The 25,442-nt window shown below is 57.3% G+C and carries 25 protein-coding genes; 3 read left to right on the forward strand and 22 right to left on the reverse strand.

Features of this window, described 5'->3' with window-relative positions; genetic code table 11:
• Positions 1-128 precede the first annotated feature (128 nt).
• From RTU96_RS06555 to RTU96_RS06590, 8 genes are all read right to left on the reverse strand, one after another.
• Positions 129-1,526 (reverse strand): FAD-binding protein, encoded by a 1,398-nt coding sequence (locus tag RTU96_RS06555; RefSeq protein ID WP_312635675.1) that lies wholly within the window; start codon positions 1,524-1,526, stop codon positions 129-131.
• A gap of 30 nt (positions 1,527-1,556) precedes the next feature.
• A complete protein-coding gene (locus RTU96_RS06560) occupies positions 1,557-2,783 on the reverse strand; it encodes a U32 family peptidase (protein WP_312635676.1) in 1,227 nt (408 codons plus the stop codon).
• Complete coding sequence (mltG, locus tag RTU96_RS06565) at positions 2,770-3,942, reverse strand: endolytic transglycosylase MltG (RefSeq protein ID WP_312635677.1); 1,173 nt, start codon at positions 3,940-3,942, stop codon at positions 2,770-2,772. The genes RTU96_RS06560 and mltG overlap by 14 nt, the downstream gene beginning before the upstream one ends.
• 84 nt (positions 3,943-4,026) lie before the next feature.
• Positions 4,027-4,206 carry a hypothetical protein gene (locus RTU96_RS06570; protein ID WP_312635680.1) on the reverse strand — a complete coding sequence of 60 codons (180 nt, stop codon included), beginning with the start codon at positions 4,204-4,206 and terminating at the stop codon, positions 4,027-4,029.
• Positions 4,207-4,260: 54 nt separating this feature from the next.
• Positions 4,261-4,926, reverse strand: coding sequence for a thymidylate kinase (locus RTU96_RS06575; RefSeq protein WP_312635683.1), 666 nt, complete (start codon positions 4,924-4,926; stop codon positions 4,261-4,263).
• On the reverse strand, positions 4,923-5,645 hold the full coding sequence (locus RTU96_RS06580; RefSeq protein ID WP_312635765.1) for a WecB/TagA/CpsF family glycosyltransferase: 723 nt from the start codon (positions 5,643-5,645) through the stop codon (positions 4,923-4,925). Before RTU96_RS06580 ends, RTU96_RS06575 begins: the two co-directional genes overlap by 4 nt.
• 178 nt (positions 5,646-5,823) lie before the next feature.
• A complete protein-coding gene (locus RTU96_RS06585) occupies positions 5,824-6,915 on the reverse strand; it encodes a CdaR family transcriptional regulator (RefSeq protein WP_293008056.1) in 1,092 nt (363 codons plus the stop codon).
• A 144-nt stretch (positions 6,916-7,059) separates the two neighbouring features.
• The gene (locus RTU96_RS06590) at positions 7,060-7,788 is read right to left on the reverse strand and encodes a pseudouridine synthase (RefSeq protein WP_312635766.1); all 729 of its coding nucleotides are present in this window, start codon (positions 7,786-7,788) and stop codon (positions 7,060-7,062) included.
• Positions 7,789-7,953: 165 nt separating this feature from the next.
• On the opposite strand from RTU96_RS06590, the gene RTU96_RS06595 reads away from it, so the two are divergent.
• On the forward strand, positions 7,954-8,415 hold the full coding sequence (locus RTU96_RS06595; RefSeq protein WP_312635684.1) for a DUF4830 domain-containing protein: 462 nt from the start codon (positions 7,954-7,956) through the stop codon (positions 8,413-8,415).
• 100 nt (positions 8,416-8,515) lie between these two features.
• Here the strand turns inward: RTU96_RS06595 and lpdA are convergent, their stop codons facing one another.
• The 7 genes from lpdA to RTU96_RS06630 form a co-directional block, all read right to left on the reverse strand.
• Positions 8,516-10,267, reverse strand: coding sequence for a dihydrolipoyl dehydrogenase (gene lpdA, locus RTU96_RS06600; RefSeq protein ID WP_312635685.1), 1,752 nt, complete (start codon positions 10,265-10,267; stop codon positions 8,516-8,518).
• Positions 10,268-10,480: 213 nt separating this feature from the next.
• Complete coding sequence (locus RTU96_RS06605; RefSeq protein ID WP_312635686.1) at positions 10,481-11,821, reverse strand: dihydrolipoamide acetyltransferase family protein; 1,341 nt, start codon at positions 11,819-11,821, stop codon at positions 10,481-10,483.
• A gap of 25 nt (positions 11,822-11,846) precedes the next feature.
• On the reverse strand, positions 11,847-12,821 hold the full coding sequence (locus RTU96_RS06610; protein WP_312635689.1) for an alpha-ketoacid dehydrogenase subunit beta: 975 nt from the start codon (positions 12,819-12,821) through the stop codon (positions 11,847-11,849).
• Between the two features lie 21 nt (positions 12,822-12,842).
• Entirely contained in the window at positions 12,843-13,835 is a 993-nt protein-coding gene (locus RTU96_RS06615; RefSeq protein WP_312635691.1) for a thiamine pyrophosphate-dependent dehydrogenase E1 component subunit alpha, read from the reverse strand.
• 191 nt (positions 13,836-14,026) lie between these two features.
• Positions 14,027-15,070: a TRAP transporter substrate-binding protein DctP gene (gene dctP / locus RTU96_RS06620; protein WP_312635693.1), complete on the reverse strand. Its 1,044-nt coding sequence runs from the start codon at positions 15,068-15,070 to the stop codon at positions 14,027-14,029.
• Positions 15,071-15,146: 76 nt separating this feature from the next.
• On the reverse strand, positions 15,147-16,457 hold the full coding sequence (locus tag RTU96_RS06625; protein WP_312635695.1) for a TRAP transporter large permease: 1,311 nt from the start codon (positions 16,455-16,457) through the stop codon (positions 15,147-15,149).
• A complete protein-coding gene (locus RTU96_RS06630; protein ID WP_312635697.1) occupies positions 16,457-16,975 on the reverse strand; it encodes a TRAP transporter small permease in 519 nt (172 codons plus the stop codon). The genes RTU96_RS06625 and RTU96_RS06630 overlap by 1 nt, the downstream gene beginning before the upstream one ends.
• Positions 16,976-17,239: 264 nt before the next feature.
• Here RTU96_RS06630 and RTU96_RS06635 point away from each other — a divergent pair, with 264 nt between their 5' ends.
• Entirely contained in the window at positions 17,240-18,070 is an 831-nt protein-coding gene (locus RTU96_RS06635; protein ID WP_312635698.1) for a hypothetical protein, read from the forward strand.
• 33 nt (positions 18,071-18,103) lie between these two features.
• Here RTU96_RS06635 and RTU96_RS06640 read toward each other — a convergent pair whose 3' ends face one another.
• The 7 genes from RTU96_RS06640 to RTU96_RS06670 all read right to left on the reverse strand — a co-directional run bounded on the left by RTU96_RS06640 (position 18,104) and on the right by RTU96_RS06670 (position 24,551).
• A complete protein-coding gene (locus tag RTU96_RS06640) occupies positions 18,104-18,610 on the reverse strand; it encodes an E3 binding domain-containing protein (protein ID WP_312635699.1) in 507 nt (168 codons plus the stop codon).
• Positions 18,611-18,619: 9 nt separating this feature from the next.
• The gene (locus RTU96_RS06645; protein ID WP_312635700.1) at positions 18,620-19,594 is read right to left on the reverse strand and encodes an alpha-ketoacid dehydrogenase subunit beta; all 975 of its coding nucleotides are present in this window, start codon (positions 19,592-19,594) and stop codon (positions 18,620-18,622) included.
• Entirely contained in the window at positions 19,591-20,589 is a 999-nt protein-coding gene (locus RTU96_RS06650) for a thiamine pyrophosphate-dependent dehydrogenase E1 component subunit alpha (protein WP_312635701.1), read from the reverse strand. Before RTU96_RS06650 ends, RTU96_RS06645 begins: the two co-directional genes overlap by 4 nt.
• Positions 20,590-20,604: 15 nt before the next feature.
• Entirely contained in the window at positions 20,605-21,612 is a 1,008-nt protein-coding gene (locus tag RTU96_RS06655; protein WP_312635702.1) for a lipoate--protein ligase, read from the reverse strand.
• Between the two features lie 186 nt (positions 21,613-21,798).
• Positions 21,799-22,491, reverse strand: coding sequence for a FadR/GntR family transcriptional regulator (locus tag RTU96_RS06660; protein WP_294854536.1), 693 nt, complete (start codon positions 22,489-22,491; stop codon positions 21,799-21,801).
• Positions 22,492-22,655: 164 nt separating this feature from the next.
• Positions 22,656-23,390: an SdpI family protein gene (locus RTU96_RS06665; RefSeq protein ID WP_312635704.1), complete on the reverse strand. Its 735-nt coding sequence runs from the start codon at positions 23,388-23,390 to the stop codon at positions 22,656-22,658.
• A 177-nt stretch (positions 23,391-23,567) separates the two neighbouring features.
• Positions 23,568-24,551 (reverse strand): DMT family transporter, encoded by a 984-nt coding sequence (locus tag RTU96_RS06670; RefSeq protein WP_312635705.1) that lies wholly within the window; start codon positions 24,549-24,551, stop codon positions 23,568-23,570.
• Positions 24,552-24,768: 217 nt separating this feature from the next.
• On the opposite strand from RTU96_RS06670, the gene RTU96_RS06675 reads away from it, so the two are divergent.
• Positions 24,769-25,407, forward strand: a complete 639-nt coding sequence (locus RTU96_RS06675) for an HAD family phosphatase (protein ID WP_312635706.1) — start codon at positions 24,769-24,771, stop codon at positions 25,405-25,407.
• The last annotated feature ends 35 nt before the right edge of the window (positions 25,408-25,442 follow it).

Raw genomic sequence — 25,442 nt, forward strand, 5'->3', positions numbered from 1 at the left:
GCGCGGAACAATACGTTCCGCGCCTTTTTACCTCATATTCGGGTTGATTTGACTATTTTCTTTTAAAAGCAGGCAATTTGCACCCCGCTCTTCCCCGCTCGCTTTGTCGAGCTGTCAATGAAAGGGGTTCAGCCTTCCTCCGCAATTTTCCGGCCCATGAGGGTTCCCATCACAGAGGCCATCATCAGCCCCCGGGTCCAGCCGGAGGAATCCCCCAGGCAGTGAAGCCCCATCAGGCTGGTGTTGAAGTCGGTGTCCATCTTCACCCGGTTAGAATAGAATTTCAGCTCGGGAGAGTACAGCAGCGTCTCCGTGGAGGCAAAGCCGGGAACCACATGGTCCATGGCCTGAATAAAGCCGATGATGTTCACCATGGAACGGTAAGGCATGGCGGCGGTGATGTCCCCCGCCACGGCATCCGGCAGCGTGGGGCGGATGTTGGACTGGGCCAGTTCCTTGGGCCAGGTCCGCTTGCCGTCCAGAATGTCGCCGAAGCGCTGCACCATAATGTGTCCGTCGCCCAGCATATTCGTCAGCTCACCCACCTTCTGGGCATAGGCGATGGGCTGGTTGAAGGGGACGCTGAAATTGTGGGAGCAGAGAATGGCCAGATTCGTGTTGTCTGTTTTCAGATTTTTATAGCTGTGTCCGTTCACCACCGCCAGATTGTTGTCGTAATTCTCCTGAGAGACAAAGCCGCCGGGATTTTGGCAGAAAGTGCGGACCTTGTTCTTGAAGGGCCGGGGATAGCCCACCAGCTTGGATTCATACAGCACCCGGTTCACCATCTCCATGACCTCGTTGCGAACCTCCACCCGCACACCGATGTCCACCGTGCCGGGAGCATGGGCAATATTGTGCTCGGCACACAGACGCTCCAGCCAGTCCGCACCCCGGCGGCCTGTGGCCACCACGGTATGCTTCGCCAGAATCTCCTGCTCCGTCTTCCCGTTAGAAATGGAAATGCCTTTGCACACATCGTTCTCCAGAATAATGTTGGAGCACTCATAGCCGAAGAGAATCTCCACACCATGCTCCTGCAAATACCGCTCGATGGCAAAGTACAGACTCTGGGCCTTCTCTGTGCCAAGGTGACGGATGGGACAGTCCACCAGCTTCAGTCCTGCCTGAATGGCGTGCTTGCGGATTTCCTTGCGCTCAAGGTCGTTGCCAAGACCCTCGATATGCTCGTCCGCGCCAAAATCCAGATAAATCTTGTCGGTGTAGTTGATTGTCTCCTGCGCCAGATCCTCTCCCACCAGCGTGGGCAGGTCGCCGCCCACCTCATAGGAGAGAGACAGCTTTCCGTCGGAAAAGGCTCCCGCTCCGGAAAACCCGGTGGTAATGTGGCAATAGGGCTTGCAGTTCACGCAGTAGCCCGTTTTGTCCTTGGGACAGTGGCGCTTTTCCACGCTCTGGCCCTTCTCCACCATCACAATTTTCTGTTTACTGCCCTTTTTGAGCATCTCCAGCGCGGTAAAAATACCGGCCGGGCCCGCACCCACAATCACAACGTCTGCGTTCATCGTTTCTCTCCTTATTTTCCTGGCTGGCGTTTACTTTCCTGAAAGCTCCACGGCGTGCCGCACCAAAGACAGCGGCGGCACGGGGCGGGGCAGCTTCATTTGAAATACGGCCTGGGGCGTTTTGATCTCCTGAACCGTCAAACCGTCCGAATCCCTCAGCTCCGGCACGGTCATGGCAAAGGGACGGCAGTCCGGTCCCACCACCTCCACCTGCGCTCCGCAGGTCAGCTTATTGCGCAGGGACAGCGTGGCGTTTCCCGTTTCGTCACAATCGGTGACAAGGGCTTGTACCTGCCATTCCCGAATATACCGGGAGTCGGCCACGTACTGCCCCGGCTGTCCGTAGAAAAAACCGGTGGAATAGCGGCGGTGGCTGACGTGGTCCACCTCGTCCCGCCACACGGGATCGATCGGCTCCCCCGCACCCACTGCGTCCAAGCAGCGGCGGTACGCGCCGGTGACAATCGCCGCGTAATAGGCCGACTTTGCCCGGCCCTCGATTTTCAGGCTGTCAATCCCAGCGGCGCACAAATCGTCCAGATGGTCGATCATGCACATGTCCCGGGAATTCATGATGTAGGTTCCCTGCTCATCCTCAAACACCGGGAAATATTCGCCGGGACGCTTTTCCTCCATCAGGGCGTACTGATACCGGCAGGGCTGGGCGCAGGCGCCCCGGTTGGAATCCCGCCCGGTCATATAGTTGCTCAAAAGGCACCGGCCCGAATAGCTCACGCACATGGCCCCGTGGACAAAGCACTCCACCTCAAGAGATTTCGGCGTTTTGGTCCGGATTTCCCGGATCTCCTCCAAGCTCAGCTCCCGGGCCAGAATCACCCGATTTGCGCCTAGATCGTGCCACGCCCGGGCGCTTTCATAGTTGGCAATGCCCGCCTGCGTAGAGACGTGCCGTTGGCACAGGGGAGCATATTTTCCCGCCAACGCAAACACACCCATATCCGCCGCAATCAGCGCGTCCACCCCGGCGCTCTGGAGCATTTCCAGATGCGCCGGGAGACTGGCAACCTCGTCGTTACGGGGCACGGTGTTCACCGTGCAGTGGACCTTCACGCCCTGGCTGTGGGCGTATTCCACCGCGACGGGAAGCTCTTCATCCGAAAAATTTCCGGCAAAAGAGCGCATCCCAAAACTGGTACCCGCCAGATATACCGCATCCGCCCCGTAGGCCACAGCCATTTTCAGCCGCTCCATATCCCCCGCAGGGCAAAGCAGCTCCGGAAGCTTAATTTCCGACATACTGATCGCTGTTGATAAACTGGTTGTGCTCCTGAAGGGTGGCGGAGAAAAAGTGCGTTCTGTCCTTGCCCAGTGCGTAGAAATAATAGCCGGTAGTTTCGGGGCTCAGCGCCGCCTGTAAAGATTTCAGACCCGGGTTTGCGATGGGCGTGGGCGGCAGGCCCGCGTATTTGTACAGATTGTATGGAGAATCCACCTTTTTGTCGTCATTGGTAATGATGCCCTCATGATCCGGGATGGCATACAGCAGCGACGCATCCACCTGAAGCATTTTATAGGTTCCGTGGCTTCCGGTGTCCGCCAGCCGGTTGTAAATGACAGAGGCAATGGTGGCCTGATCACCGCCAGCCGTTTCCTTCTCAATGAGGGAGGCGATGGTGACAATCTCCTTGAGACTGTAACCGGATGCCTCCACCTGCGCCATCATATCCTCGTCCATCTTCGCGGAGAAGTTGGAAATCAGGCGGCGCAGGGCGCTTTCGGGCTTCTCGTTCACGTAGAAATCATAGGTGTCCGGGAACAGATATCCCTCCAGCCGGGAAAGCTCCTTAGAGGTGTTGTCGATAAAATCATAATTAAACGTGCTGTTCTGGGCGGCCTCGGTGAGAGCCGCTTCCGTGTTGACACGGTTTTTGGCCAGCAGAGCAATAATCTGCCGGACGGTGTACCCCTCAGGAATGGTGACGCGGACGGTGTCCGTGTTCATGCCGCCGGAGGAGTTGTGCATGGCGTTGATCAGCGCCATGTAGTCCATCTCGGTGCTCAACTCATAGTTGCCAATACCAATTTTTTCGTTGGCGTCGGCAAATCCGCCGAAGAGCCGGAAGAACCACTTGTACTGAATGAGCCCCGCGTCTTTCAGCTTGTTGGAAACGGTTTTCAAATTGTCGTCCGCCGTGATTTCAACGGTGGTAGTGACATCCGGCTTGCTGAAGGCGCAAAAATCATTCACCAGCAGCCAGCCAAGGCCCGCCACCAGCACAGAAGTCAGCAACACAAACAACACATATTTCCACCCGCTGAGAAACCGCCTGTGGCGGCGACGGCGGCGAGGACCTTCTCCCCGCTCTCCATGACCGGAAGACGCCGGACGGCCGCCCTCCCGGCGAACCTGCTTCGCATCCCAGCTTGCGGTTTCCTGATTGTTATATTCGGACATAACCTGTCATACCTCCTGTGATTTTGCCGCGTTAAGAAAATTTTAATGGCCAAGTCTCCCTTTTGCAAACCCGTGCATAGACTATCACAAAGACTTTAAGTGAGGTGACAAATCCATGTGCTTTAACTCGGGGAATGGCAACAACTCCTGCTGGTGGCTCATCATCATCGTTCTTCTCTTCTGCTGCTGCGGGAACGGATTCAATGGAAACAGTTGCGGAAACAACTGCGGCTGCAACGACAACTGCTGCTGATCCACCTCCACGGGCAGACGGGACGCGCTGCGTCCCGTTTTCCCAGCGCGTAAAGAGGACAAGCTTTACAGATATTTCTCCATCTTACTCCACACCTCTTCGTGAATTTCCTCCACAGAGCGAATCTGTCCCTCTCTGGCGCAGTTCACCACCGTCCAGTCAAGGTCCCGGGCAATCTTTCGGGCATTCTCCCGGCATTCCTGCAGATATGCGTCGTCCTGCTCATGGATGTCTGCTTTGATCCCGGTGCTGCGCTCCCTTTGACGGAGCATCTGTTCCGAAAGTTCCGTGGGCAAATCCAGATAGAGCACCAGATCGGGCTTTGGAAGCTCCATACGGCAATACTCCAAATCAAACAGCCAGTTTAAAAAGTCCGTCCGCTCGGCGGGCGGAAGCTTCGACGCCTGATGCACCGCGTTGGATGTGGTATACCGGTTGGCAAGGATCAGCCCTCCGGCCTCGTAGGCCGCGCCCCAGTCCTGCTTATAAGAGGCGTACCGATCCACCGCATACAGCGCGGAGGCCGCGTAGGCGCTGACATCGCCGGGATTTTTCCCAAGCGCCCCGTCCAGATACAGTCTGGCAGGCTCGGCAAAAGGATTTCCGTACCGGGGAAAGTCAATCTCCAAAAAGGGCACGCCCATTTTCTTCAGTCTCTCTCCCAGCAGCCGGGCCTGTGTGGCCTTGCCGGAACCGTCGGTCCCCTCAAACACAATCAGCTTTCCGTTCATTTCCGCCGTCTCCTCTCTGCGCGCACATGGATCAGAAACAGAGGCAGCTTCATCATGCGCCCAAGGCGGCGAGGCTCTTTGCACAGTCTGTAAAACCACTCCAGCCCGTGGCGGGACCAAAATTCCGGAGCGCGCTCCACCCGGCCCGCAAATACGTCCAGACTTCCTCCCAGGCCGCACAGCAGACGTGCTCCTGTGGCCTCTCCGTTTTTCGCCATCCACATTTCCTGCTTCGGCGCGCCGAGGCACACAAACACACAGTCCGCACCACTAAGGCGGATGGCGTCCACCACAGGTGCGTCCTCTTTAAAATACCCGTCGTGGGTCCCGGCAATCCTCAGGCCGGGATAGCGGGCCGCAAGGCGGATTCCCGCCTCCTCCGCAACCCCCGGCTTCGCCCCCAGCAGGTAGAGAGACTTCCCCTCCTCCGCCAGTTTCCCCATCAAACGCTCTGCAAATTCAATCCCCGGCGTTTTTTCCTTCAGGGGAGTCCCCAGCATCACCGCGCCCTTAATGACGCCGATGCCGTCCGGCAAAACCAGCGCCGCGCCGTTCACGACGCTTAGAGCCGCCGGGTCCTCCCGGCAAAGCTCTATAATTTCGGGGTTGGGGGTCGCAACATAATGCGCTCCCTCCGTATTCAAAAGGCGCTGCCCTTCCGCCACGGCTTCCGCCATGGTCAAATTGTCAAAGCCCACGCCCAACACATCAATCCGCATGGAAACACCTCGTACATTTTTCACACTCATACAACTCTGCATTATATCATATCCGGGAACCTTTGTCCAACGCAAAAATTCCTGAATTTGTCCGCGCTTCCCACTGGGACAGCGGGCAAAACGCACCTCGCCACAGAAAAAAAGAGCGGACGTGCGTCCGCTCTTTTTACTATTTCAATCAGGCGTCGATGCCCCGGGAGGTCAGGTATTTCTTGACCATCAGCGCCACCTTAAAGGTGATGGCGTCGTCAAATTCCCGAAGGTCCAGCCCCGTAAGCTTTTTGATTTTCTCCAACCGGTACACCAGCGTGTTGCGGTGGACAAACAGCTTTCTGGCGGTTTCGGAGACGTTGAGGTTGTTTTCAAAGAACTTGTGGATGGTGAACAGTGTCTCTTTATCCAGCGCATCGATGGGATTTTTCTTGAATACTTCCTGTAAGAACATCTCGCACAGTGTGGTGGGAAGCTGATAAATCAGACGGCCAATGCCAAGGTTTTCATAATTGATGACGTATTTCTCCGTGTCAAAAACCTTGCCCACCTCAATGGCAATCTGCGCCTCCTTATAGGACTTGGCCAAATCACGCAGATGGGTTGCCACGGTGCCGATGCCCACCACGGCGGCAGGCTCGCCGCTTACCTGAAGCGCCTCTTCAATGGAGGCCGCAATCTTGTTCAGCTCGCGGACGCCGGCCCCTTCGGGAAGCTGGCAGATCAAAACCACGTTTCCTTCGCCCACAGAGAGAACAAAATCGTTCTGCCGGTCGGGATACAGGGTTTGAATCGCGTCCGTGGGGACGGACTCGGTCTTTTTCAGGGAACGAATGACAAACACGCCCCGGGCCACGTCGCTGGAAACCCGCAGCTCCTTGGCACGCATATAAATGTCGCCCAGCATGATGTTGTCGGTGATAATATCCTTGATAAAGGAGCCGCGGTCGTGCTTTTCCTCATAATAGGACTTGGCGGAATTCAGCGCCACGGCGGCAAGGGCGCAGACTGTTTTGCTGATTTCGTTGTCGCCGAAGGCAAACGCGGCATAGTCAAACTGCGCCCCCCAGCCGTTCAGCGCCTTGAACGTCTTTCCGGAGGAAACCACCATGCTCCCCCCTGCGGTATTGATCGCGGGGACAAACTCCGCCCACCGTTGCCCGATCATGGAAAGCTCGCTGCACGCGATGACGATTCCCTCTCCGTCGATCACGCCCACCGTCCGGTCCGCGTTCTCCTTGAGCTGCAGGACTACATTCTGAAAAATTCTTCCCGACATTGCCGGCCCTCCTAGCGCACATTCTGCGTTTTTCTTTGTGCATTCTGTCAATGCCCATATTATATCGACATTTTTGTGAAAATGCAAGACTTTTTTTCTTTTTTCAACAAATTTTTAGACGGCTTTTTGTGTGATATTAAGCTTTCAACCGATTCCGCTTTCACCGTTTTGTAACATCTGCCGCTCCTCCTCTGCCAGAAGCCGAAAACCGCCGGAGTCCAGCGCCGCGTCCAGAGTCAATTTGCCCATGGACAGCCGCTTGAGATACAACACAGGCTTCCCCCGAAACGCCAGCATACGCTTCACCTGATGGAACTTTCCTTCTCGAAGCGTCACAAGGCACTCGCTCGTCTCCCCTGTGGACAGAATTTCAAGGCCCGCCGGAAGGCAGACAAGTCCGTCCTCCAGCGTCATGCCCGACTCGAACGCACGGCTGTCTGCTTCCTCCAGCCTCCCAGCTATTCTTGCGTAATACACTTTGTCAACATGATATTTCGGGGAGAGGAGCCGGTGGGCGGTCTGCCCGTCGTTTGTCAGCAAAAGCAGCCCCTCGGTGTCCTTGTCCAGACGCCCCACCGGAAACAACCCCAGCTTTTGCAGCTCGGTTGGCAGAAGGTCCAAAACGGTTTGGCCCCGCCCGTCCTCTGTTGCGGAGAGAATGCCCGCAGGCTTGTTCAGCATCACCCATGTGTATCGGGACAGTACAACAAGCTCCCCATCCACCGCCAGAACCGCAGTCTCCGGGTCGTATTTCGTCTCCGACGAGGGCGCAGGTGCACCGTCTGCCAGAACCCGTCCCTGCTTCACCAGCAGCTTTACCTCACGCCGGGACCATTTCCCGGTTCCGGAAAGCAGCTTGTCCAGTCTCTGCATTTCCACGGCTTACTCCCCCCTTTCCATTGCGATTGTCCTTAATTTTAGCATATCCCGGCGGCGAATGGAATAAGGAAATGACGGAAGGGTAGGAGAGTTTGTCCAAAGCGTCATGGTTTTGCGCGCGGCAGCTTGCAGTGCGCGGGGAGAAAGGGATGGTTGTTTATGTTCATCTGGACGGCGCATCTGCGAAAGAAACGGGTGCTTGCGGCAGTAGTGCTGCTTGCCGCGCTGGCAATTCTGCTGGTGGTGCTCGGGGGTATTTTCCGCAGTCCGGCGGAGAGCGGCGCCGCGCGGCTGGACACGGAGGAGGCCCGCAACGGCTACTTAAAGGAGCTGGGCTGGGAGGTTTCCCCCGACCCGGTATCCACCCTGCAAATCCGCATTCCAGACCCCCTGACAGAGGATTACGAGGCTTACAATGATCTTCAACGGGAGCAGGGCTTTGATTTGGCGGAGCTGAAGGGCCAACAGGTCACCCGCTATACATACAGCGTTCTAAATTATCCGGGGCATCCTGATGGCGTGCAGGTAAATCTGTATCTCTGCGAGGGGCTTCCGGCGGCAGGGGACATCATTGTCACCGGGGCAAATGGTTTTCAGGCGGGTTTGGACTTTCCTGAATAAGCGCTCTTTAAATTTCCCGCTCCGAGTCAAAAAAATTCCACATGCCGCCGCCCGCCGTAGTCTTACGGCGGGCGGCAGCGTTTTCAAAGAGGGGTCACCCTTAATTTTTGGTATGAATGGCTCGCTTTTCCACGTTCAAAGCCGCCTCGCGCATCGTTTCCGTGACGGTGGGATGGCTGTGAATCGTGGAAATCAGCTCTTCCACCGTGGCCTCCAGCCGCAGCGCCAGCGCACCCTCAGCGATGAGGTCGGTAGCCCGTGGCCCGATGATGTGCATTCCCAAAACCTCGCCGTATTTCTCGTCGGCAATGATCTTCACCAAACCTTCTCCACCGTTGAGAATCAGAGCCTTTCCGTTGGCGCTCATAGGGAATTTGCCAACCTTGTAGGCAATGCCCTTCGCCTTGCACTGCTCTTCCGTGAGGCCCACTCCGGCGGCCTCCGGCTCCATATACACGCAGGTGGGGTTGGTCTTCTCGTCGTACACCGCAGATACGCCGCAGATATTTTCTGCAGCCACCTCGCCCATGGCGGAGGCGGTGTGGGCGAGCTGGGCGTAGCCCATCACACAGTCGCCGATGGCATACACGCCGGGAACGCTGGTTTCCATCTTCTCATTGACGATGATGCGGCCCCGGTCGTTGTTCAGCCCGGCTGCCTCCAGATTGAGCGACGCGGTGTTGGCGCGGCGGCCGATTGCCACCAAAACCTTCTCTGCTTCAAAGCTGACGGTTTCGCCCACCTTATTTTTGCAGACGACCTTTGCACCCGCAGGAGATGCTTCCACAGCCTGCACGGGGCACTCCAAATGGAACTCCATACCCATCTTCTTCATGTGAGCCACGCCGATTTCCGTAAGGTCGCCGTCCAGCATGGGCAGCATGTGGTCCAGCGCTTCCACCACCGTGATTTTCGTGCCAAAGGCGGAGTAGGCACAGGCCAGCTCCAGTCCGATCACGCCGCCTCCGATCACCACCATGCTCTCCGGCAGCTTCTCAAGACTCAGTGCGCCGGTGGAGTCGATGCAGTTGGGGTTCTCCTTCAATCCGGGGATGGGCGGCGCGAAGTTGACGGAGCCGGTGGCCACGATGATCGCGTCGGCAGTCATGGCTTCGGAAGACCCGTCAGCCTTTTTCACCAACAGGGTCTTGGGTGCGGTGAAGGCCGCCTCACCGTCAAACTTTGTCACCTTATTCAGCTTCAGAAGACCCGCCACACCGGAGGTCAGTTTTTTGGAAATATCATTTTTGTGGGAAATCACCTGCGGGAAATCCACTGTAACGCTATCAACCTTTACGCCAATTTCCGCTCCCTGCTCCTTAATCTGGGAGATCAGCTCCGCGCTGTGAAGCAGGCACTTGGTGGGGATGCAGCCAATGTTCAGGCAGGTGCCGCCCAAATGCTCCCGCTCGATGAGCGTGACCTTTGCACCCAACTGCGCAGCCCGGATGGCGGCAACATAGCCGCCGGGGCCGCCGCCCACCACCAAAACGGTCTTCGCGCCAACCGTCGGCGCGGCTGCCGCCGGAGTGGATGCGGGTGCGGCAGCAGCGGGTTCCGCTGCGGGGATAGCGGATGCGATGGCTACTTCGCCCGGGGCGGGAACCGCCTCGCCGGGCTGGCCGATGTAGGCCACCACGGTCTTGCAAGCCACCGTCTCTCCCTCACCCACCATAATTTTCAGAAGCGTGCCGTCGGTGTCGCACTCCACGTCGTTGGTCAGCTTGTCCGTGGCCACGGAGTACAGGATGTCCCCCGCTTTTACGGCGTCACCCTCTTTTTTCTTCCACTCCTCGATGGTGCCCTCGGTCATCGTCAGGCCCATTTTCGGCATCAGAACTTCAATTGCCATAGTAAATGTCCTTCTTTCTTCAATCAGGCAGGGGGCCCGGCCTCAGCCAGGCCCCCAAAAAAGCTTCTCCGCACTGCGGAAAACCAACTCAAAATATCTTTGTCAGGAAATGCGCCTGACAAAGATACATAATTCCAGCCGCCTTGGGCGGCGTTCACCAGTGACCGATGTCACTGGTGTGGGGGAATCTAACGGGGGGACGAAGTCCCCTCTTTACACCAGAAGCATATACGGATTTTCCAGCAGCTCGCACAGGCGCTGGAGGAATTTGGAGGCCATCACGCCGTCCACCACCCGGTGATCGGCGGTAAGGCACAGGTTCATCATGGGACGAATCACAATTTCCCCATCCCGCACCACGGGGGTGTCTACCATGTCGCACACGCCCAGAATCGCAAGCTCCGGTTGGTTGATGATGGGGGAGAAATTGGTGATTCCATAGGGCCCCAGCGAGGAAATGGTAAATGTTCCGCCGGTCATGTCCTCCATTGAAAGCTTGCCATCCCGCGTGGCGGAAATCAGGCCCTCCGTCTCTTGCGCGATCTCAGAAAGAGACTTGGCCTCAGCGCTCTTCACGTTGGGGACGATCAATCCCGTACCCTTGGCCACGGCAAGGCCGATATTCACATGGGTGTGGTGGGTGAGCATGTTGTCCGCAAAGCTGGAGTTGATATCCGGGAACTCCGTCAGCGCCTTGGCGGCCACCTTCATCAGAATGTGGTTGTAGGTCAGCTTGATTCCCCGTTCCTTCAACCCGTCCTTCAGCTTGGCGCGCAGCTCTTTCATGGCGGTGGCGTCCACCGGGCGCGTATAGGTCACGCGGGGAGAGGTCAGCCACGAGGCGGTCATATTGGCGGCAATGCTGCGGCGCAGGGGATCCACCTTTTTAGGCGCTTCGTCGTTGCTGCCCTGCACGCCCGCAGGCACACTCCGTGTCTCGGCGACAGCCTTTCCCGCGGCGGCCAGCACGTCGGCCTTCATCACCCGTCCGTCCGCATTCAGGCCGGTCAAATCCACGCCCAACTCTGCGGCCAGCTTTGCGGCCATAGGACTGGCCTTGGGGCCTGCGGTGAAGGACTCTACATCCCTAGCCACCACGGTCCCCTTGGGGCCGGTGGCGGAAATCCGGGACAGGTCATAGCCCTTCTCCTTTGCCAGCCTTCGGGCGTAAGGTGTTGCCAAAACAAAGCCGCCGGGAGCGCGTTCCGCGGTCTGCGCAGTGGCCTGCGACACCTCCGGAGATACTGCGGGCGCAGCGGGTACCGCGACAGCAGACGGAGCCGCAGAGGCGCCGGGTGCGCCGGGAACAGCCTCACCCTGCGCGCCGATCCATGCGATGACGGTTTTGCACTCCACGGTTTCACCCTCGCCGAAGAGAATCTTCAGAAGGGTTCCGTTGGTGTCGGCTTCCACGTCGTTGGTCAGCTTATCCGTAGCCACGGAAAACAGGATATCGCCCGCCTGAACGGCGTCGCCCTCCTTCTTCTTCCACTCTTCAATGGTGCCCTCGGTCATAGTCAGACCCATTTTAGGCATCAATACTTCAGTTGCCATATTTGAAAATCTCCTTTTTCAGGCATTAAAAGATGCCCTTGATGCCCTTGTACAGGTCCTCCGGATACACGCGCACCATCTTCTCCAGCGTGGGAGCAAAGGGAATGGGGCAGAACGGAGCGCCGTACCGCAGAATGGGTGCGTCCAGATATTCCATTGCCTCCTCGGCCACGGTGGCGGAAATCTCCGCGCCAAAGCCGCCCTGCTTCACCGCCTCGTGAACCACGCACAGCCGGTGAGTCTTCTTTACGGAGTTCAGCACCGTCTCCTTGTCCCAAGGGGACAGGGTGATGAGGTCGATGACCTCGGCCTTAATGCCGTCCTTCGCCAAGAGGTCCGCCGCGCCCCGGGCATTCTTCATGCCGATGGAGTAGGACACGATGGTCACGTCGCTGCCCTCCCGCTCCACGCGGGCTTTCCCCAGCGTATAGGGCACCTGATCTGCAAGCTCAGGCAGCTTGCCCTTTTCCTTATAGAGAATCTTATTCTCAAAATAGATGACGGGATCGTCGCTCTCAATGGCAGCAATCAGCACCATCTTTGCGTCATAGGGGTTGGAGGGGGCGACTACTTTGATGCCGGGAATGTGGGGGAACCACGCCTCCACGCACTGGGAATGCTGGGCCGCGCCCTGAAAGGTCATGCCATCCGGCGCACGGAGCACCAGAGGCACCTTGGCTTGACCGCCGAACATATAGCGGGCCTTGGCCATCTGGTTGAACACCTCGTCCATGGCAACGCCGATGAAGTCGGCAAAGTGCATATCCACCACAGGCCGCGCTCCGGCCAAAGCTGCGCCCACGCCGCCGCCGATGATGAACGTCTCGGAAATGGGGGTATCAATAATCCGGCCGGGAAACTTCTCGGGCAGGCCCTTGAACTGACCGAAGATGCCGCCTTGGCGGGCGAGATCCTCGCCCATTACAAAGATTTTGTCATCCTTTTCCATAGTCTCGGCCATTGCTTCGCAGGTGGCCTGAGAAAACGTTAATTCACGCATTGTTGTCATCCTCCTCAGTTCTTAGTCCACGTAGACGTATTTCATAAACTCGCCGGAATCGGGATACTCGGACTCCATGGCGAATTTCTTGGCTGCCTTGATTTTCTCAACGCAGTCCGCGTCCACGGCTTCGCACTCCTTGGCGGTCATCAGCTTCAACTTCTCAGCTTTCTTGCGGAACATTTGGAGAGGATCGGTGTCGTGGAAAATTTTCTGGGTTTCCTCTCTCGTGCGGTACATCTCGGGGTCGCCCACGAAATGGCCCTCGATACGGTAGGTCTTGGCCTCGATGAAGGTGGGGCCCTCCCCTCTCCGGGCGCGGGCAACGGCCTCCACAGCGGCGTCATACACGGCAAAAACGTCCTGTCCGTCCACAATCACGCCGGGGATATGATAGCCCGCCGCGCGGTCGGAAATGTTTTCAAGGTTGCAGGTAGTACGGTAAGGCGTGGTGGAGGCCCAGCAGTTCATCTCGTTGATAAAAATAATGGGCAGCTTCCACGCGGAGGCCACGTTCATAGCCTCATGAAAGGTTCCGCGGTTGGATGCGCCGTCGCCGAAGAACACCACGGAAACCTTGTCGTTTTTCAAAACAGTTTTGTTGGCCAGCGCAGCGCCGGTGGCAAGGTTATACCCGCCGCCCACAACGCCGTTGGCTCCCAGCATACCGACGGAGAAGTCCGCAATGTGCATGGAACCGCCACGGCCCTCGCACAGACCGGTCTTCTTGCCAAAAATCTCGGCCATCATCCGGTTGACATCGGCGCCCTTGGCGATGCAGTGTCCATGGCCCCGGTGGGTAGACTCGATAGAATCGTCGTTTCGCAGGGCGGCGCACACACCGGTGGCAATGGCCTCCTCGCCGATATACAGATGCACAAAGCCGGGAATCTCGCCGGCCAGAGAGTCATGCTTAATACTCTCCTCAAAATGGCGGATCGTGGACATTGTCTCGTAAAATTTCCTGGCCTGGTCCTGGGTATATGCTGCCTTTGCGGCTTTTGCTGTTGCCATAGGAAAAACTCCCTTCTGCCGACTGTTGTCGGTTTTTTGTATTAGTTGTAAAATTATCCAATTCATTTTGACCAAACTGTCAAAATTTTCACGCGAATGATTCTGAAAAAGCGTGGCGACAGACCACTGCAGCCACGCTTTCCCAGTGAACGCAACTTAAAATCTTTCCGTTTTCATCAGAGAACAGGTGTTTACTTCGTGAAAGCGCCAATCAGCTCGGGGGTTAGCTTGTCGGCAAACTCGGTGTACAGGGGATCAGACGCGGCCTTGAACTCTGCGACGGCTTCAGGCGTGAGCTCAGTAACGGTGACGCCTGCGGCCTTCCACTTCTCCAGAATCTTCTGGTCCTCTTCCCGCTCACGCTTGCGCTGATTCTGTGCAGCCTTCTGCCCGCACTCGTCAACGATGGCCTTCAGCTCGGGAGACAGAGAATCGTACAGCTCGCCGTTCATGGTGAAGAAAATGCAGTCATACACGCCGGTCCAATAGGTAACATTGTTCTGAACCTCGGCGATGGAGGCACCGTCGGCGGTGGGCAGAGGGTTCTCCTGACCGTCATAGGTCTTGGTCTGCAAGCCGGTGTAAACCTCGGACCAGTTGGCGTTGGCCCAGTTGGCGCCCCACTTGCCATAGGCGGCGCTCAGCAGCTCAGAACCGGCCACGCGGAGCTTCAGCCCCTTCATGTCGGCCAGAGAAGCAATGGGATGGACGCTGTTGGTGGGATGACGGAAGCCATTTTCACCGATACCCAGCAGGTGCAAGCCCATGCTCTCAACGACTTCGCCCAGTGCCTTGCCGCCCTCGCCGTCCAGCTTCGCGTCAACGTCCTCGAAGGAGTCGAACAGGAAGGGCAGAGAGACAACGTTCAGCCGCTGGTCAAATGCGGAATAAATCAGGTTGGAGTGGGCGGACAGCTCGGTAGTCCCGTCAATGGCGGCCTGAATGCCCTCGGACTGGTTACCGGCGGTCAACTGGTCGGCGGCGTAAACCTGCACGGTGATGGCGCCACCCGTGGCGTCGGACACCATCTGGCCAAAGTCGCGGCCCATATCCGCCCAAACGGTGTTCTCCGTGGCAGAGCAGGCAAACTTCCATGTCGCCTTTTCAAAGGTCGCTCCACCGCCAGCGGCGGAGCCGGAACCTGTGCCGGAAGAGGCGGGCTTGTCGCCGCCGCAACCGGCCAGCAGCGTCGCGGTCATGGTCAGCGCCATGGCCAGTGCAAGAAACTTTTTCATAATGTTCCTCCTCAAATTTTGATGGCAGGTTAAGTTGCGTATCTGAAATCACTCTCGTGATGGCAGATTCCTTCAATCAGGTCGCAGCGCCCAAAAACGCGGTGGAGAAGAAAGGCACATAGGTGACAACCAGCAGCGCAATCACGCAGGCGACGATCATGGGCCACACAGCCTTGGACATGGACACAATGGTGACTCTGGTCTTGTCCTTGATATTCTTCAGCTTGTCGCTGACGCCGATGGCCACAAAGAGATTCACGCCCACGGGCGGAGTCACCTGACCGATGGCCATATTCACGGTGGACAGCACGCCGAAGTGAACGGGATTGATGCCCAGCTTCACCGCCACAGGGAACATGATGGGGATGAAGATATACATGGCGGAGTTTGCGTCCACGAAGCAGCCTGCGATCAGGAAAATCACGTTGACAATCAGCAGGAACACATACTTGTTTCCGGAGATATCCAGAAGCAGCGTCTGGGCCGCGCCTGCAATCCCGTGGACCGTGCAGATATAGGAGAACAGCGTGGCGCCGCCGATAATCAGCATAATGCTGCCCGTGGTTTTGCCGGAATCCACCAGCAGATCATACAGGTCGTGCCATTTCACCTCACGGTAAATGAACACACCGATAATCAGACCGTACACCACAGAGACGGCAGCCGCCTCGGTAGGTGTGAAAATACCGCCGTAAATGCCGCCCAGAATAATCACGGGCATCAAAAAGCCCCAGAATGCGGAGCGGAAAGACTTCCAGCGGGCGCCCCAGGATGCCTTTTCGCGGGAAGCCTCCAAGCCCTTCACGCGGACCTCGATCATGATGATGACCACCAGCGCAATGCCCATCAGGATGCCGGGAAGAATCCCGCCCATGAACATGTCGCCAACGGACACGCCAGTGATAGAGGCGTACACCACAAAGGAGATGGAAGGCGGAATGACAATGGCGATGGATGAGGCCGCAGCCATCAAAGACGAGGAAAAGGGTGCGGAGAACCCACCGCGGTTAATCATGGCGGGAATCAGAATGATGCCCAGCGCCGCCACTGTGGCGGGCCCGGAGCCGGAAATTGCGCCGAAGAAGCAGGCCACAACGACGCACACGATGGCAATGCCGCCCCGGCGATGTCCAATGCAGTCGTCAATAAACTCTACCAGACGGGTGGAAATTCCGGCCTTTGCCATGATGTTGCCGGAGAGCACGAAAAATGGAATCGCCAAAAGAAGAAACTTTGCCATGCCGTTGTAAACGTTGGTGGGAACCACGGAGAGCTTATCCCCGGCATAAACCATTGCAAGAATGGAAGAAAGGCCAAGTCCCACGCTGATGGGTATGTTCAAAAACAGCATGATGAAGAAGGTTCCGAACAAAATCAGATTGATCATCAGACGTTTCCTCCTTCATCCCCGGTTTTTACACAGTCCGCTCTGTTGTTCATCACGTCGACAAAGAACTCCACGGTGTGCAGAATCAAAAACACGCAGCCGATGGGTAGGAAAATTGTGAATACCCACTCGGGCCAGCCCAGAGAGAAGGTACGCTTTCCGTTGGCCAACTGCACCGCCACCTTATCGAAGCCGGTCTTCATCAGCACCAGATAGAACGCGATGTTTGCCACTGTAATAATGGAGACGAAGATTTTTTTGCCTCGGTTTTTCAGCAAATCGAAAATCAGGGACAGGCTGATGAGACTTCCCTCTCTGGCGCAGAGCGCACAGCCCAGCATGACCAGAAGAACAAACAGGTTGATGACCATTTCCTCGGTCCAGGCAAACTGGCTGTCCGTCATTTTCCGGACCACCACGTTTGCAAAGGTGATTGCCGTGATGAACGCCAGACCCACGCAGAGAATCAGCTTCTCAATCGTGGCGACGACATCCATGATCTTTTTGTAGACATTCATTCAATTAATCCCTCCTGTTAATACCGCGGTCCTTCCTTCCGAAACTTCTCCCGCCGCCTTCAAAGCATCCGTCATGCGCTCAGACGCCGGCGCAAAGGTTCTCCTCCGTCGGGTGCCGCTCCACAGAAAATTTTAGTTTCTGCAAATGTGGACAAATCTATTAAAGACACACAAAAACGCAATTTTTAAAAGAGCTGCCGTACCGTTCAGTATTCCATCTTTCGCGCAAAGTAAAAAGAACATTTATCATATATCGCGCCGTTTATGAAAAGGCACGGAATTTTATTGGCTTTTTTCAGCCGTCGTGCTATACTCAAGGTCGGTCATGTCCGTGAAATTGGGAAGACCCATTCAACGCTTTCTGCAAAGGAGTCCTGCGCCATGCCGTTGCGCCAGATCACATTCAGCGCCAACGCCGGGGTTGCCCTGCGTCTGGGTGACGTCCGCCTTTGGGTGGACGCTTTACACGAAGAGCCCGTTTCCGGGTTTTCCGTCCTCTCCCCCGCGCTTCAGTCCGCCGTAATGACCCACCCGGACTTTCAGCAGCCAAACCTGATTTTTTGCACCCACTGTCATCCGGATCACTTTTCTCGCCGTCTGCTGGGTCAGGCGATGGAGCGCTGGCCCCTTGCAGAGGTGATTTTGCCGGAGCGGCAGTTTAAGCGTCAAATCCTGCTCTCCCAGCCCCGTGAAAGGCTGGTGCTTCCGGAGCTGTCCGTCCAGTTCGTCCACCTGCCCCACGAGGGGAAGGAATACGCCGCCGTGGCACATTACGGCTGCCTTCTGGAGCATGAGGGCTTTCGGATTTTGATTGCGGGAGACTGCGCCGTGGCCAGCCCCACTCTGCGGGAATTCCTGCTGGAAACCGGGCCGGTAGATCTTGCACTTCTCAACTTTCCATGGATTACACTGAGCAAGGGGCGGCGGTTCATTGAGCAGTTCATCCGCCCCCGTCATCTGGCGGTATATCACCTTCCCTTTGAGCAGGACGATATTTACGCTTACCGCCGCGCTGCCCTGCGGGCTGCGGAGCAGGTCCCGACCGAGGATGTGCGGCTGTTTCTCGATCCGCTTCAACAGGAGCGCTTTTCATAAGTCCTGGGAACGCGCTTTGCGCGTTCTTTTTCGCTATAGCAACATCGTCAGCGGTTTCTCCAAAAAGCCCTTCATGGCGCGCAGGAGGTCTGCCGCCGCCCCGTCGCTCAGCGCCGCGGGGGCATAGGTCAGGTGGATGCGCACGGTTTCATCCGCAGTCACATCCCCCACCGCCAAAACGGCGCTCTCACCGGGACGCAGCGCGGGCATCGCTCCCTCTACGCCGCGTTCCATCGGACGAAGCGGTACGCCCAATCGGGTCGCCGCCCGCCCCGCAAACACAGAGAAGGTCAGCGCACCGCTCAGTGTGTTCAGCGCCGCCAACAGCTCCCTCACGTCCGCCGTGGCGTAACATCCGGCAGACGTTTCCGTAAAAGTCTCTGCCGGGGCTTTGACCAACGGCCTTGCAGCAGCCTCTACATCCCGCCGGACAATCCGTCCGTTGGGGCCGGTGCCCGTAATCGCATCCAGCGCCACGCCCAGCTCCCGCGCACCTTTGCGGGCATAGGGCGACGCACGGAGTCTTGTTTTCTCAGCCATACGCCCCCCTCAGCGGCCCAGCGTCTTTTTCACGCCGGCCACGATATCCTCGGGATGAGGAAACTGCGCATCCTCCAGCACGGGGGAAAACGGAGAGACGACATTCATCCCCGCCACGCGGCCCACGGGGGAATCCAGCTCGTCGAACAGTTCCTCCGTAATCTGCGCGGACAGCTCCGCGCCCACGCCGCCGCGCTTCACGCCCTCCTCCACAACCACCGCGTTGTGGGTTTTGCACACGGAGGCGCGGACGGCCTCCCAGTCCAGAGGGACCAGCGTCCGAAGGTCCAAGACCTCCGCGTCGATTCCCTCCATGGCTAAAGCTTCGGCGGCTTCCAGCGCAAACAGCACCTGCCGGGACCATGTGAGGATAGTAATATCCTTCCCCGGGCGCTTGATATCAGCCTTTCCAAGAGGAATGACGTACTCGCCATCGGGAATCTCTTCCTTTCTGGCGTAAAGCAGCTTGTGCTCCAGAAACACCACCGGATCGTCGTCCCGGATGGCGGCCTTCAGCAGACCCTTGGCATCCGCCGCCGTGGAGGGGCAGACCACCTTCAGTCCGGGAATGTGAGTGAACAACGCCTCCAGACACTGGGAGTGCTGCCCCGCGTTGCGCCGCCCCGCGCCCATAGGCGCCCGGAACACCACAGGGATTTTCACCTGCCCGCCGGTCATATAGCGCAGCTTTGCCGCCTGATTCATCACCGGGTCAAGACACACGGAAATAAAGTCGTTGTACATCCATTCCACCACGGGCCGCAGCCCTCGCATGGCCGCGCCCACGGCGATGCCCGTAAAGCCGGACTCGCTAATGGGCGTGTCAATCACCCGGTCGGAGCCGAACTCATCGCGAAAGCCCGCGGTGATGGCAAACACGTTGCCCATGACGCCCACGTCCTCGCCCAGAAGAATCACGTTTTTATTCCGGGCCATCTCCTCATGAAGCGCCTGACCGATGGCCTTGCTCACAGTGAGCTTCATCGCAGCACGCTCCTTTCGTTGTCGGAAGAATACACGTTGTCGATCACCGCCGACGGGTCCGGGTCGGGAGAATTTTTTGCAAACTGATAGGCGTTTTCGATTTCTTCCGCAACGCCTTGGTCAATGTCCGCAAGCTCTGTCTCCGCAACGCCCAGCGCCAAAAGCCGCATACGTGTATTGTTAAGGGGGTCCTTCGACTTCCCTTCCGTCAGATATTCCTTGGGCCGGTATGCGGCGGGATCTCCGCAGTAATGGCCCTGATATCGGTAAACCATTGTCTCCACAAGAGAGGGGCCGCCGCCGGAACGGGCGCGTTCCACCGCTTCGGCGGCGGCATGGAAAACCGTCTCCACGTCAGTGCCGTCCACGGTGACGCCGGGGATACCGTAGGCCTCTGCACGGACGGATAGACGCTCGGTATTGGTAATGCGGTGAATTTCCGTAGAGACGCCGTACTGGTTGTTTTCAAGCAGGAACACCATTGGCAGCTTCCACACGGCGGCCATATTCAGCGTCTCGTGAAAGGTCCCCTGGTTGGAGGCTCCGTCGCCGAAAAACGCCATGGTAACCGCCCCGTCGCCCTTGATTTTCGATGCAAGGGCGCTGCCCGCCGCCAGCGGGATGCCCGCGCCCACAATGCCGTTGGCCCCAAGAATCCCAAGGCTTACGTCCACGATGTGCATGGACCCGCCCCGGCCCCGGCAGTAGCCGGTTTCTTTGCCGAACAGCTCCGCCATGGCAAGGTCCACCCGGGCGCCCTTTGCAAGGCAGTGCCCGTGTCCCCGGTGAGTGGAGGTGATATAGTCGGATTCCCGCAGGGCAAGGCATGCGCCTACACCGCTGGCCTCCTGACCCATATAGAGATGGATGTTGCCAGCCAGCTCGCTGCGGGTAAAGCAGTCGGCGGCCTTCGTTTCAAACGCCCGAATCAGTGCCATCCTTCGATAAGCCTCGCAATACCAGTCCGCTCCGCAAACCGTTTCCTTCGTTTTCAAGGAACCGCCCCCTTTTTATTCCGCGCGGAACATTGTATCCAGAATTTCCTCTTTGCGAATCCCGCCGAACAGCTCCGTCAGCGGGAAGCGGTCCAGCACCGCCGCAGCGTCCTCCCGCCGGAAGGCGCAGCCCTTCAACGCTTCCGTCAGCTCGTCCAGCGGACTGACAGAGAGAAAGTCGCCGTAAAATACGATCTCCATGATCCGGCCCTTCTCCACCGCGATCCGCGGTTCCAGCGTTCCGCCGTCAAACCGGCGCTTGTCGGTAAAATCGTATCTGGGAGAGCGCCCGAAATTCCACTCCCATGTGTCGTACTTTGTCCGTTTCAACTCCTCCACGGCAGCCAGCTCCTCTTCCGTGAGGGAATCCGCCGTGAGGCCGCCGCCTGCCAGAGCCGTCTTGAGGTACTTCCAGAAATCCGCCATATCCATAGGTTCTGCCAAAAACTCCCGGATATTCCCGATGCGGCTCTTGACCGATTTTGCGCCCTTAGACTGAAACTTCGCCGGGTCCACGTTCAGCGCGCCGGCCACCATGCCGGGATTCGCGTCAAACAGCAGCGTCCCATGGTGCAGAATGCGTCCCTTCATCATCCGCTGGGCGGTGCCGGACACCTTGCGCCCTTCCACCAGAATGTCGTTCCGGCCGGAGGCCTCCGCGTTCAGGCCAAGGCCCTTCAGCGCCGCCACTACGGGCTTTGTAAATCGCTCCATGGCCAGCTCTTCGGAATTCCCCGCGTCGGTGATAAAGGAATAATTCAGGTTTCCCAGATCGTGATACACCGCGCCGCCGCCGGTGGTACGGCGAACCACATGGATGCCGTGCTCCTCCACAAAGGCGCGGTTAATCTCCGCCTCGGCATTTTGGTTCTGACCGATCACGATGGTGTTGTCATTCTGCCACAAAAGCAGATAATCTCCCGACCGACTGCGCTCCAGCACAGTTTCCTCAAATGCCAGATTATAATAGGGATTCAGCGACCCCGTCTCCATGTATTTTGTCAGACTGTTAATGATCAACACACGCCCCTTTTTATTGTTTTGGTCTTACCAATCACCGTACGACGGTAAAACGGTATGTTGGTCCTACCACTCGGGCTATAAGACCACCATACCATTCAGCTTCTTTATAGTCAAGTTCAGACTGAGGAAACGCCGCCCAAATCTTCCCTTGTTTTATTAGTACAATTGCACAATATTTTTAACGAATCAGTCCCGCTCCGGGTACTTTTGCAAAAATTCATCCACAATTCCGAGGTGAAGTGTCATTTCCCGCTTCGCCAGCTCCGGATCCCGGGCCTTCACCGCCTCATAAATGGCATGGTGGGAATCCTGTGTGCGCTGCTGATAATCGGGCAAGCCAAAGAATCGCCGCCGCACATCTGCGAGCAGACTGCCCACCAAATGGATCGTAGCCGCCAGCATGACATTGTGGCTGGCCTCGGCCAGCGCGTCGTGAAACGCCACGTCGTTCATATAATTATCAGGTTCGGCGTCCAGATTGCGAACCGCCTCACGAATGGTGGCCATATCCTCTTCCGTTGCCCGCTGGCAGGCCAACTCCACAATCGCCACCTCGTTAATACGGCGGAACTCGTTAAAATCCTGCCGGATATCCGTCTGGTTGGACAGACGGACAAAGGACATCGCCTTTTGAATATAGTCCGCGTCCCGCACCACAACCTTCCGGTTTCCCCGGTTCTCAATGGCGCCCAAAAACTCCAAAATGGCAAAGCACTCCCGCAGGGAGCCTCGCCCAACACCCAGCGTCTCCGCCAGATCACGCTCTGAGGGCAACTCCTCCCCCACGCGAATATGGCCGCTGTCAATCGCGGCGAGCAGCGCCTTCATTACAAGCTCCGGAATTTTGGGCGGTACGTATTGAATCTTTTCCAATTGCATTGCTGTGCCTCCTTGTTTGGTAATACCATGCTACCATCGTCTTTTTTTGCCGTCAATGAACTACACATAGAAAATAATCGCTCTTTTTTGGAATAACCGTCAAAAACCAGTCATAGAACTCCGAAAAGCGCCGTACCCGCGGACGGCGCTTTTCGGAAAATATTTTACAATTGATCTGCGTCCCTGCGCCGCGACGCATAAATCGCGGGGGCCAGCAGCGCCGCCGCAATCAGCGCGGCGGTAAGCACAGTGGAGGTAGCGGTGACCATCACCCCGGCGATGACCAGCAGCCCCGCTGCCATCCAGACGCGGGCGGCAAACAGATGAACCGCCCGCCATGCATCGTCGCTGTGCTCCGTGGCGGAAAAACGCAAGGCAATCCGTGCATCTCTGGGACAGTCCCACATGTGGCCGCCCAGAATCATCAGCAGCAGACCCAGCAAGCAAGGGGTCACAAACGGCAGCGTCAGGTCCCCACCGGAGGACTGCAAAATCATGCCGCTGCAAAACAGGACGGAAATTAACGGAAACCCCCACCTGCCCACCAGTCGTACATAGGGCTTTGGAAGCGTCATGCGCTTTTGATTTGCCATAAGCTGTCCGTGACCAAGCAGGTCCATCAGGCACATAAAGCCGGGCAGACCGAAGGCCACCACCCAACGGGGAATGGAGTCATCCTTACCGCCGCTTCCGATCAGTCCGCTGGGCACAAACTCCGGGATGCTGTTCCACAGGCGGGCGCCCAAAATCATGGGTAAGGCGCAGGCAATCAGCGTCACCGCCAGCAGCGCCGCCGCCTTCTCCTTTGAAATCTGCTTGCCGAGAAGCTTCGCGGCGGCAATCTCCGCCTCCCGCTCCATGGCGGACTGCCTGTTCTTTTTAGGCTTTTGACTGCTCATGGTAAAAACAATCCTCCTTCAGGCCCTCCGGGCGCAATCTGCGACGGGGGAATCATATCACACCTCCGCCAGCTTGTAAAGCAAGCCGCCAACTGCGTGCTGCTTTTTATTCTCTTCCCGAGATGGGGGTAATCATAGCCGCACTCAGCTTTTCTCTTCGGAATTTCGCTGCATTTTTCAATCCTCTGGAACCCAAATCTGCCCGGGTTCCTCCGGCGGTAACACAGCGGCCTTATCCGGCTCCCCGGCGGGTAAGGTCTTTTTCGCCCCCCACGGAATCTGCGCCAGCACCACCGCCGTCAGCATCAATCCACAGCCAAAATACTCCCGTCCGCTCATGCGGTCGCCCAGCAGCAGCGCCCCCGCCAGAACGGCAAAAACGGCCTCAAGGCTCAGCAGCAGCGACACCACCGTGGGGTTGGAGCCCCGCTGGGCCAGAATTTGCAGCGTATAGGCCACGCCGCTGGAGAAAACGCCCACATACAAAATAGGCCATACGCATGCTTGCAGTGCCTCCCATGAAGGCTGCTCCGCAGCCAGCATGCCCACGGCAGAAAAAACAGCCGCCACCAAAAATTGCGCGCAGGACAGTTCCACCCCATCCACCTTTTCGGTAAAATGGTCTATCATGAGAATGTGGGCGGAGAAGCAGAGGGAGCAAAGGAACATGAAAAAGTCCCCCTCAGAGATGGCAAAGCCCTCCCGGATGCACAGGAAATAGAGCCCCACCACAGCCAGCGCAACGCTGGCCCAAATCCCCTTGCCCACTTTCTTTTTCAAAAAAATCCCCAGAATGGGAACAATCACGATATACAGCGCCGTGATAAAGCCCGCCTTGCCGGAGGTGGTGGTTTCAAGGCCTCGCTGCTGAAGATTAGTCCCCAGTGTCAGCGCCGCACCGCAGCAAAGGCCGCTGATCAAAAGTTCCCTGCGGTAATGGGGCCGGGGCTTTGCCTGTTCGCCAAAGTCCCTCTTTCGCCGTGCGCGGAACAGGGCCGCCAGTCCCAGTGTAAACATAAAGGCAATGAAAAACCTTGCGGCGTTGAAGGTGAAGGGCTGCACAAACTCCGTGCTGACGCTTTGGGCGACAAAAGCCGTTCCCCATATGAAGGCCGCCAGAATCGGAAAAACGTTTTGGCGAATGAATCTGGTTTTTTGCATGGCTCTTGCTCCCATCCTTTAAAAATGATAAAATACCCGTATTATGCCAAGAAGGGCGGAGTCTCTCCGCCCAAAAGAACCGTAAAACCCAATTATCTTACCATCAGGAAGAAAAAATGGCAAGTCTTCCCCGAAATATTCTCCGGACGAAGCGGCAAGGCCCGCCCGGAAGCTGCCGGAAAGCTCTGCAACTTTGACCGGAAAGAGAGGATCGCATATGTTTTTATTTGATATGGATGGCACGCTGATCGATTCCAACAGCATCTGGAAGGATGTGGACCGGGAATTTCTGGCCCGGCGCGGCCTGCCCTATACCCACGCGTTTTACGAAGGCGTGGCCCACACCATCATGCCCAAGGCGGCAATCTTCACCAAGGCACACTGCCATCTCCCCGAGTCCCCCGAGGAAATCATCAAAGAGTGGATGGAGCTTGCCGGCAGTCTTTATGAGCGCGTGTCCGTCAAGCCCGGCGTCCGGGCATATCTGCGCCAATGCAAGGCGGAGGGACGACGGATGGCGGTGGTCACCAGCAGCGTGCCCACCCATTGCCGCACGGCGCTGGGGCATTTGGAGCTGGATAAGTATTTCGAGCGCATTGTGCTGGCCCATGATCTGGGCCTTGAAAAGAAAGACCCCGACGTCTGGCTCCATGCCGCCGAAGTCTGCGGCGTAGAGCCGCAGGAATGCACCGTGTTTGACGACAGCATCGCCGCCTGTAAGGGCGCCCGCGCCGCGAAAATGCGGGTGGTCGGCGTTTACGACGGCTATTTCGCAAAGGACGAAGCGGAGATGCGGGGCTTTTGCGACGTGTATATCAAAAGCTTTGAAGAGCTGCTCTGGCCGCTTAAAAAATAAGCGGACGGCTCTTCCCAGCACAAACGGACACACGG

This window comes from Oscillibacter sp. (assembly GCF_032018205.1).
Taxonomy (GTDB): domain Bacteria; phylum Bacillota; class Clostridia; order Oscillospirales; family Oscillospiraceae; genus Oscillibacter.

Excerpts from the sequence above, each read along its gene's own strand:
- RTU96_RS06630 (WP_312635697.1), bottom strand. The coding sequence starts at position 16,975 with ATGAATGTCTACAAAAAGATCATGGATGTCGTCGCCACGATTGAGAAG.
- RTU96_RS06560 (WP_312635676.1), bottom strand. The coding sequence starts at position 2,783 with ATGTCGGAAATTAAGCTTCCGGAGCTGCTTTGCCCTGCGGGGGATATG.
- RTU96_RS06670 (WP_312635705.1), bottom strand. The coding sequence starts at position 24,551 with ATGCAAAAAACCAGATTCATTCGCCAAAACGTTTTTCCGATTCTGGCG.
- RTU96_RS06675 (WP_312635706.1), top strand. The coding sequence starts at position 24,769 with ATGTTTTTATTTGATATGGATGGCACGCTGATCGATTCCAACAGCATC.
- RTU96_RS06595 (WP_312635684.1), top strand. The coding sequence starts at position 7,954 with ATGTTCATCTGGACGGCGCATCTGCGAAAGAAACGGGTGCTTGCGGCA.
- RTU96_RS06580 (WP_312635765.1), bottom strand. The coding sequence starts at position 5,645 with ATGCGGATTGATGTGTTGGGCGTGGGCTTTGACAATTTGACCATGGCG.
- RTU96_RS06615 (WP_312635691.1), bottom strand. The coding sequence starts at position 13,835 with ATGGCAACAGCAAAAGCCGCAAAGGCAGCATATACCCAGGACCAGGCC.
- dctP (WP_312635693.1), bottom strand. The coding sequence starts at position 15,070 with ATGAAAAAGTTTCTTGCACTGGCCATGGCGCTGACCATGACCGCGACG.
- mltG (WP_312635677.1), bottom strand. The coding sequence starts at position 3,942 with ATGTCCGAATATAACAATCAGGAAACCGCAAGCTGGGATGCGAAGCAG.
- RTU96_RS06640 (WP_312635699.1), bottom strand. The coding sequence starts at position 18,610 with ATGGCTGAGAAAACAAGACTCCGTGCGTCGCCCTATGCCCGCAAAGGT.
- RTU96_RS06605 (WP_312635686.1), bottom strand. The coding sequence starts at position 11,821 with ATGGCAACTGAAGTATTGATGCCTAAAATGGGTCTGACTATGACCGAG.
- RTU96_RS06635 (WP_312635698.1), top strand. The coding sequence starts at position 17,240 with ATGAAAAGGCACGGAATTTTATTGGCTTTTTTCAGCCGTCGTGCTATA.
- lpdA (WP_312635685.1), bottom strand. The coding sequence starts at position 10,267 with ATGGCAATTGAAGTTCTGATGCCGAAAATGGGCCTGACGATGACCGAG.
- RTU96_RS06575 (WP_312635683.1), bottom strand. The coding sequence starts at position 4,926 with ATGAACGGAAAGCTGATTGTGTTTGAGGGGACCGACGGTTCCGGCAAG.
- RTU96_RS06665 (WP_312635704.1), bottom strand. The coding sequence starts at position 23,390 with ATGAGCAGTCAAAAGCCTAAAAAGAACAGGCAGTCCGCCATGGAGCGG.
- RTU96_RS06590 (WP_312635766.1), bottom strand. The coding sequence starts at position 7,788 with ATGCAGAGACTGGACAAGCTGCTTTCCGGAACCGGGAAATGGTCCCGG.
- RTU96_RS06585 (WP_293008056.1), bottom strand. The coding sequence starts at position 6,915 with ATGTCGGGAAGAATTTTTCAGAATGTAGTCCTGCAGCTCAAGGAGAAC.
- RTU96_RS06625 (WP_312635695.1), bottom strand. The coding sequence starts at position 16,457 with ATGATCAATCTGATTTTGTTCGGAACCTTCTTCATCATGCTGTTTTTG.
- RTU96_RS06610 (WP_312635689.1), bottom strand. The coding sequence starts at position 12,821 with ATGCGTGAATTAACGTTTTCTCAGGCCACCTGCGAAGCAATGGCCGAG.
- RTU96_RS06660 (WP_294854536.1), bottom strand. The coding sequence starts at position 22,491 with ATGCAATTGGAAAAGATTCAATACGTACCGCCCAAAATTCCGGAGCTT.
- RTU96_RS06645 (WP_312635700.1), bottom strand. The coding sequence starts at position 19,594 with ATGAAGCTCACTGTGAGCAAGGCCATCGGTCAGGCGCTTCATGAGGAG.
- RTU96_RS06555 (WP_312635675.1), bottom strand. The coding sequence starts at position 1,526 with ATGAACGCAGACGTTGTGATTGTGGGTGCGGGCCCGGCCGGTATTTTT.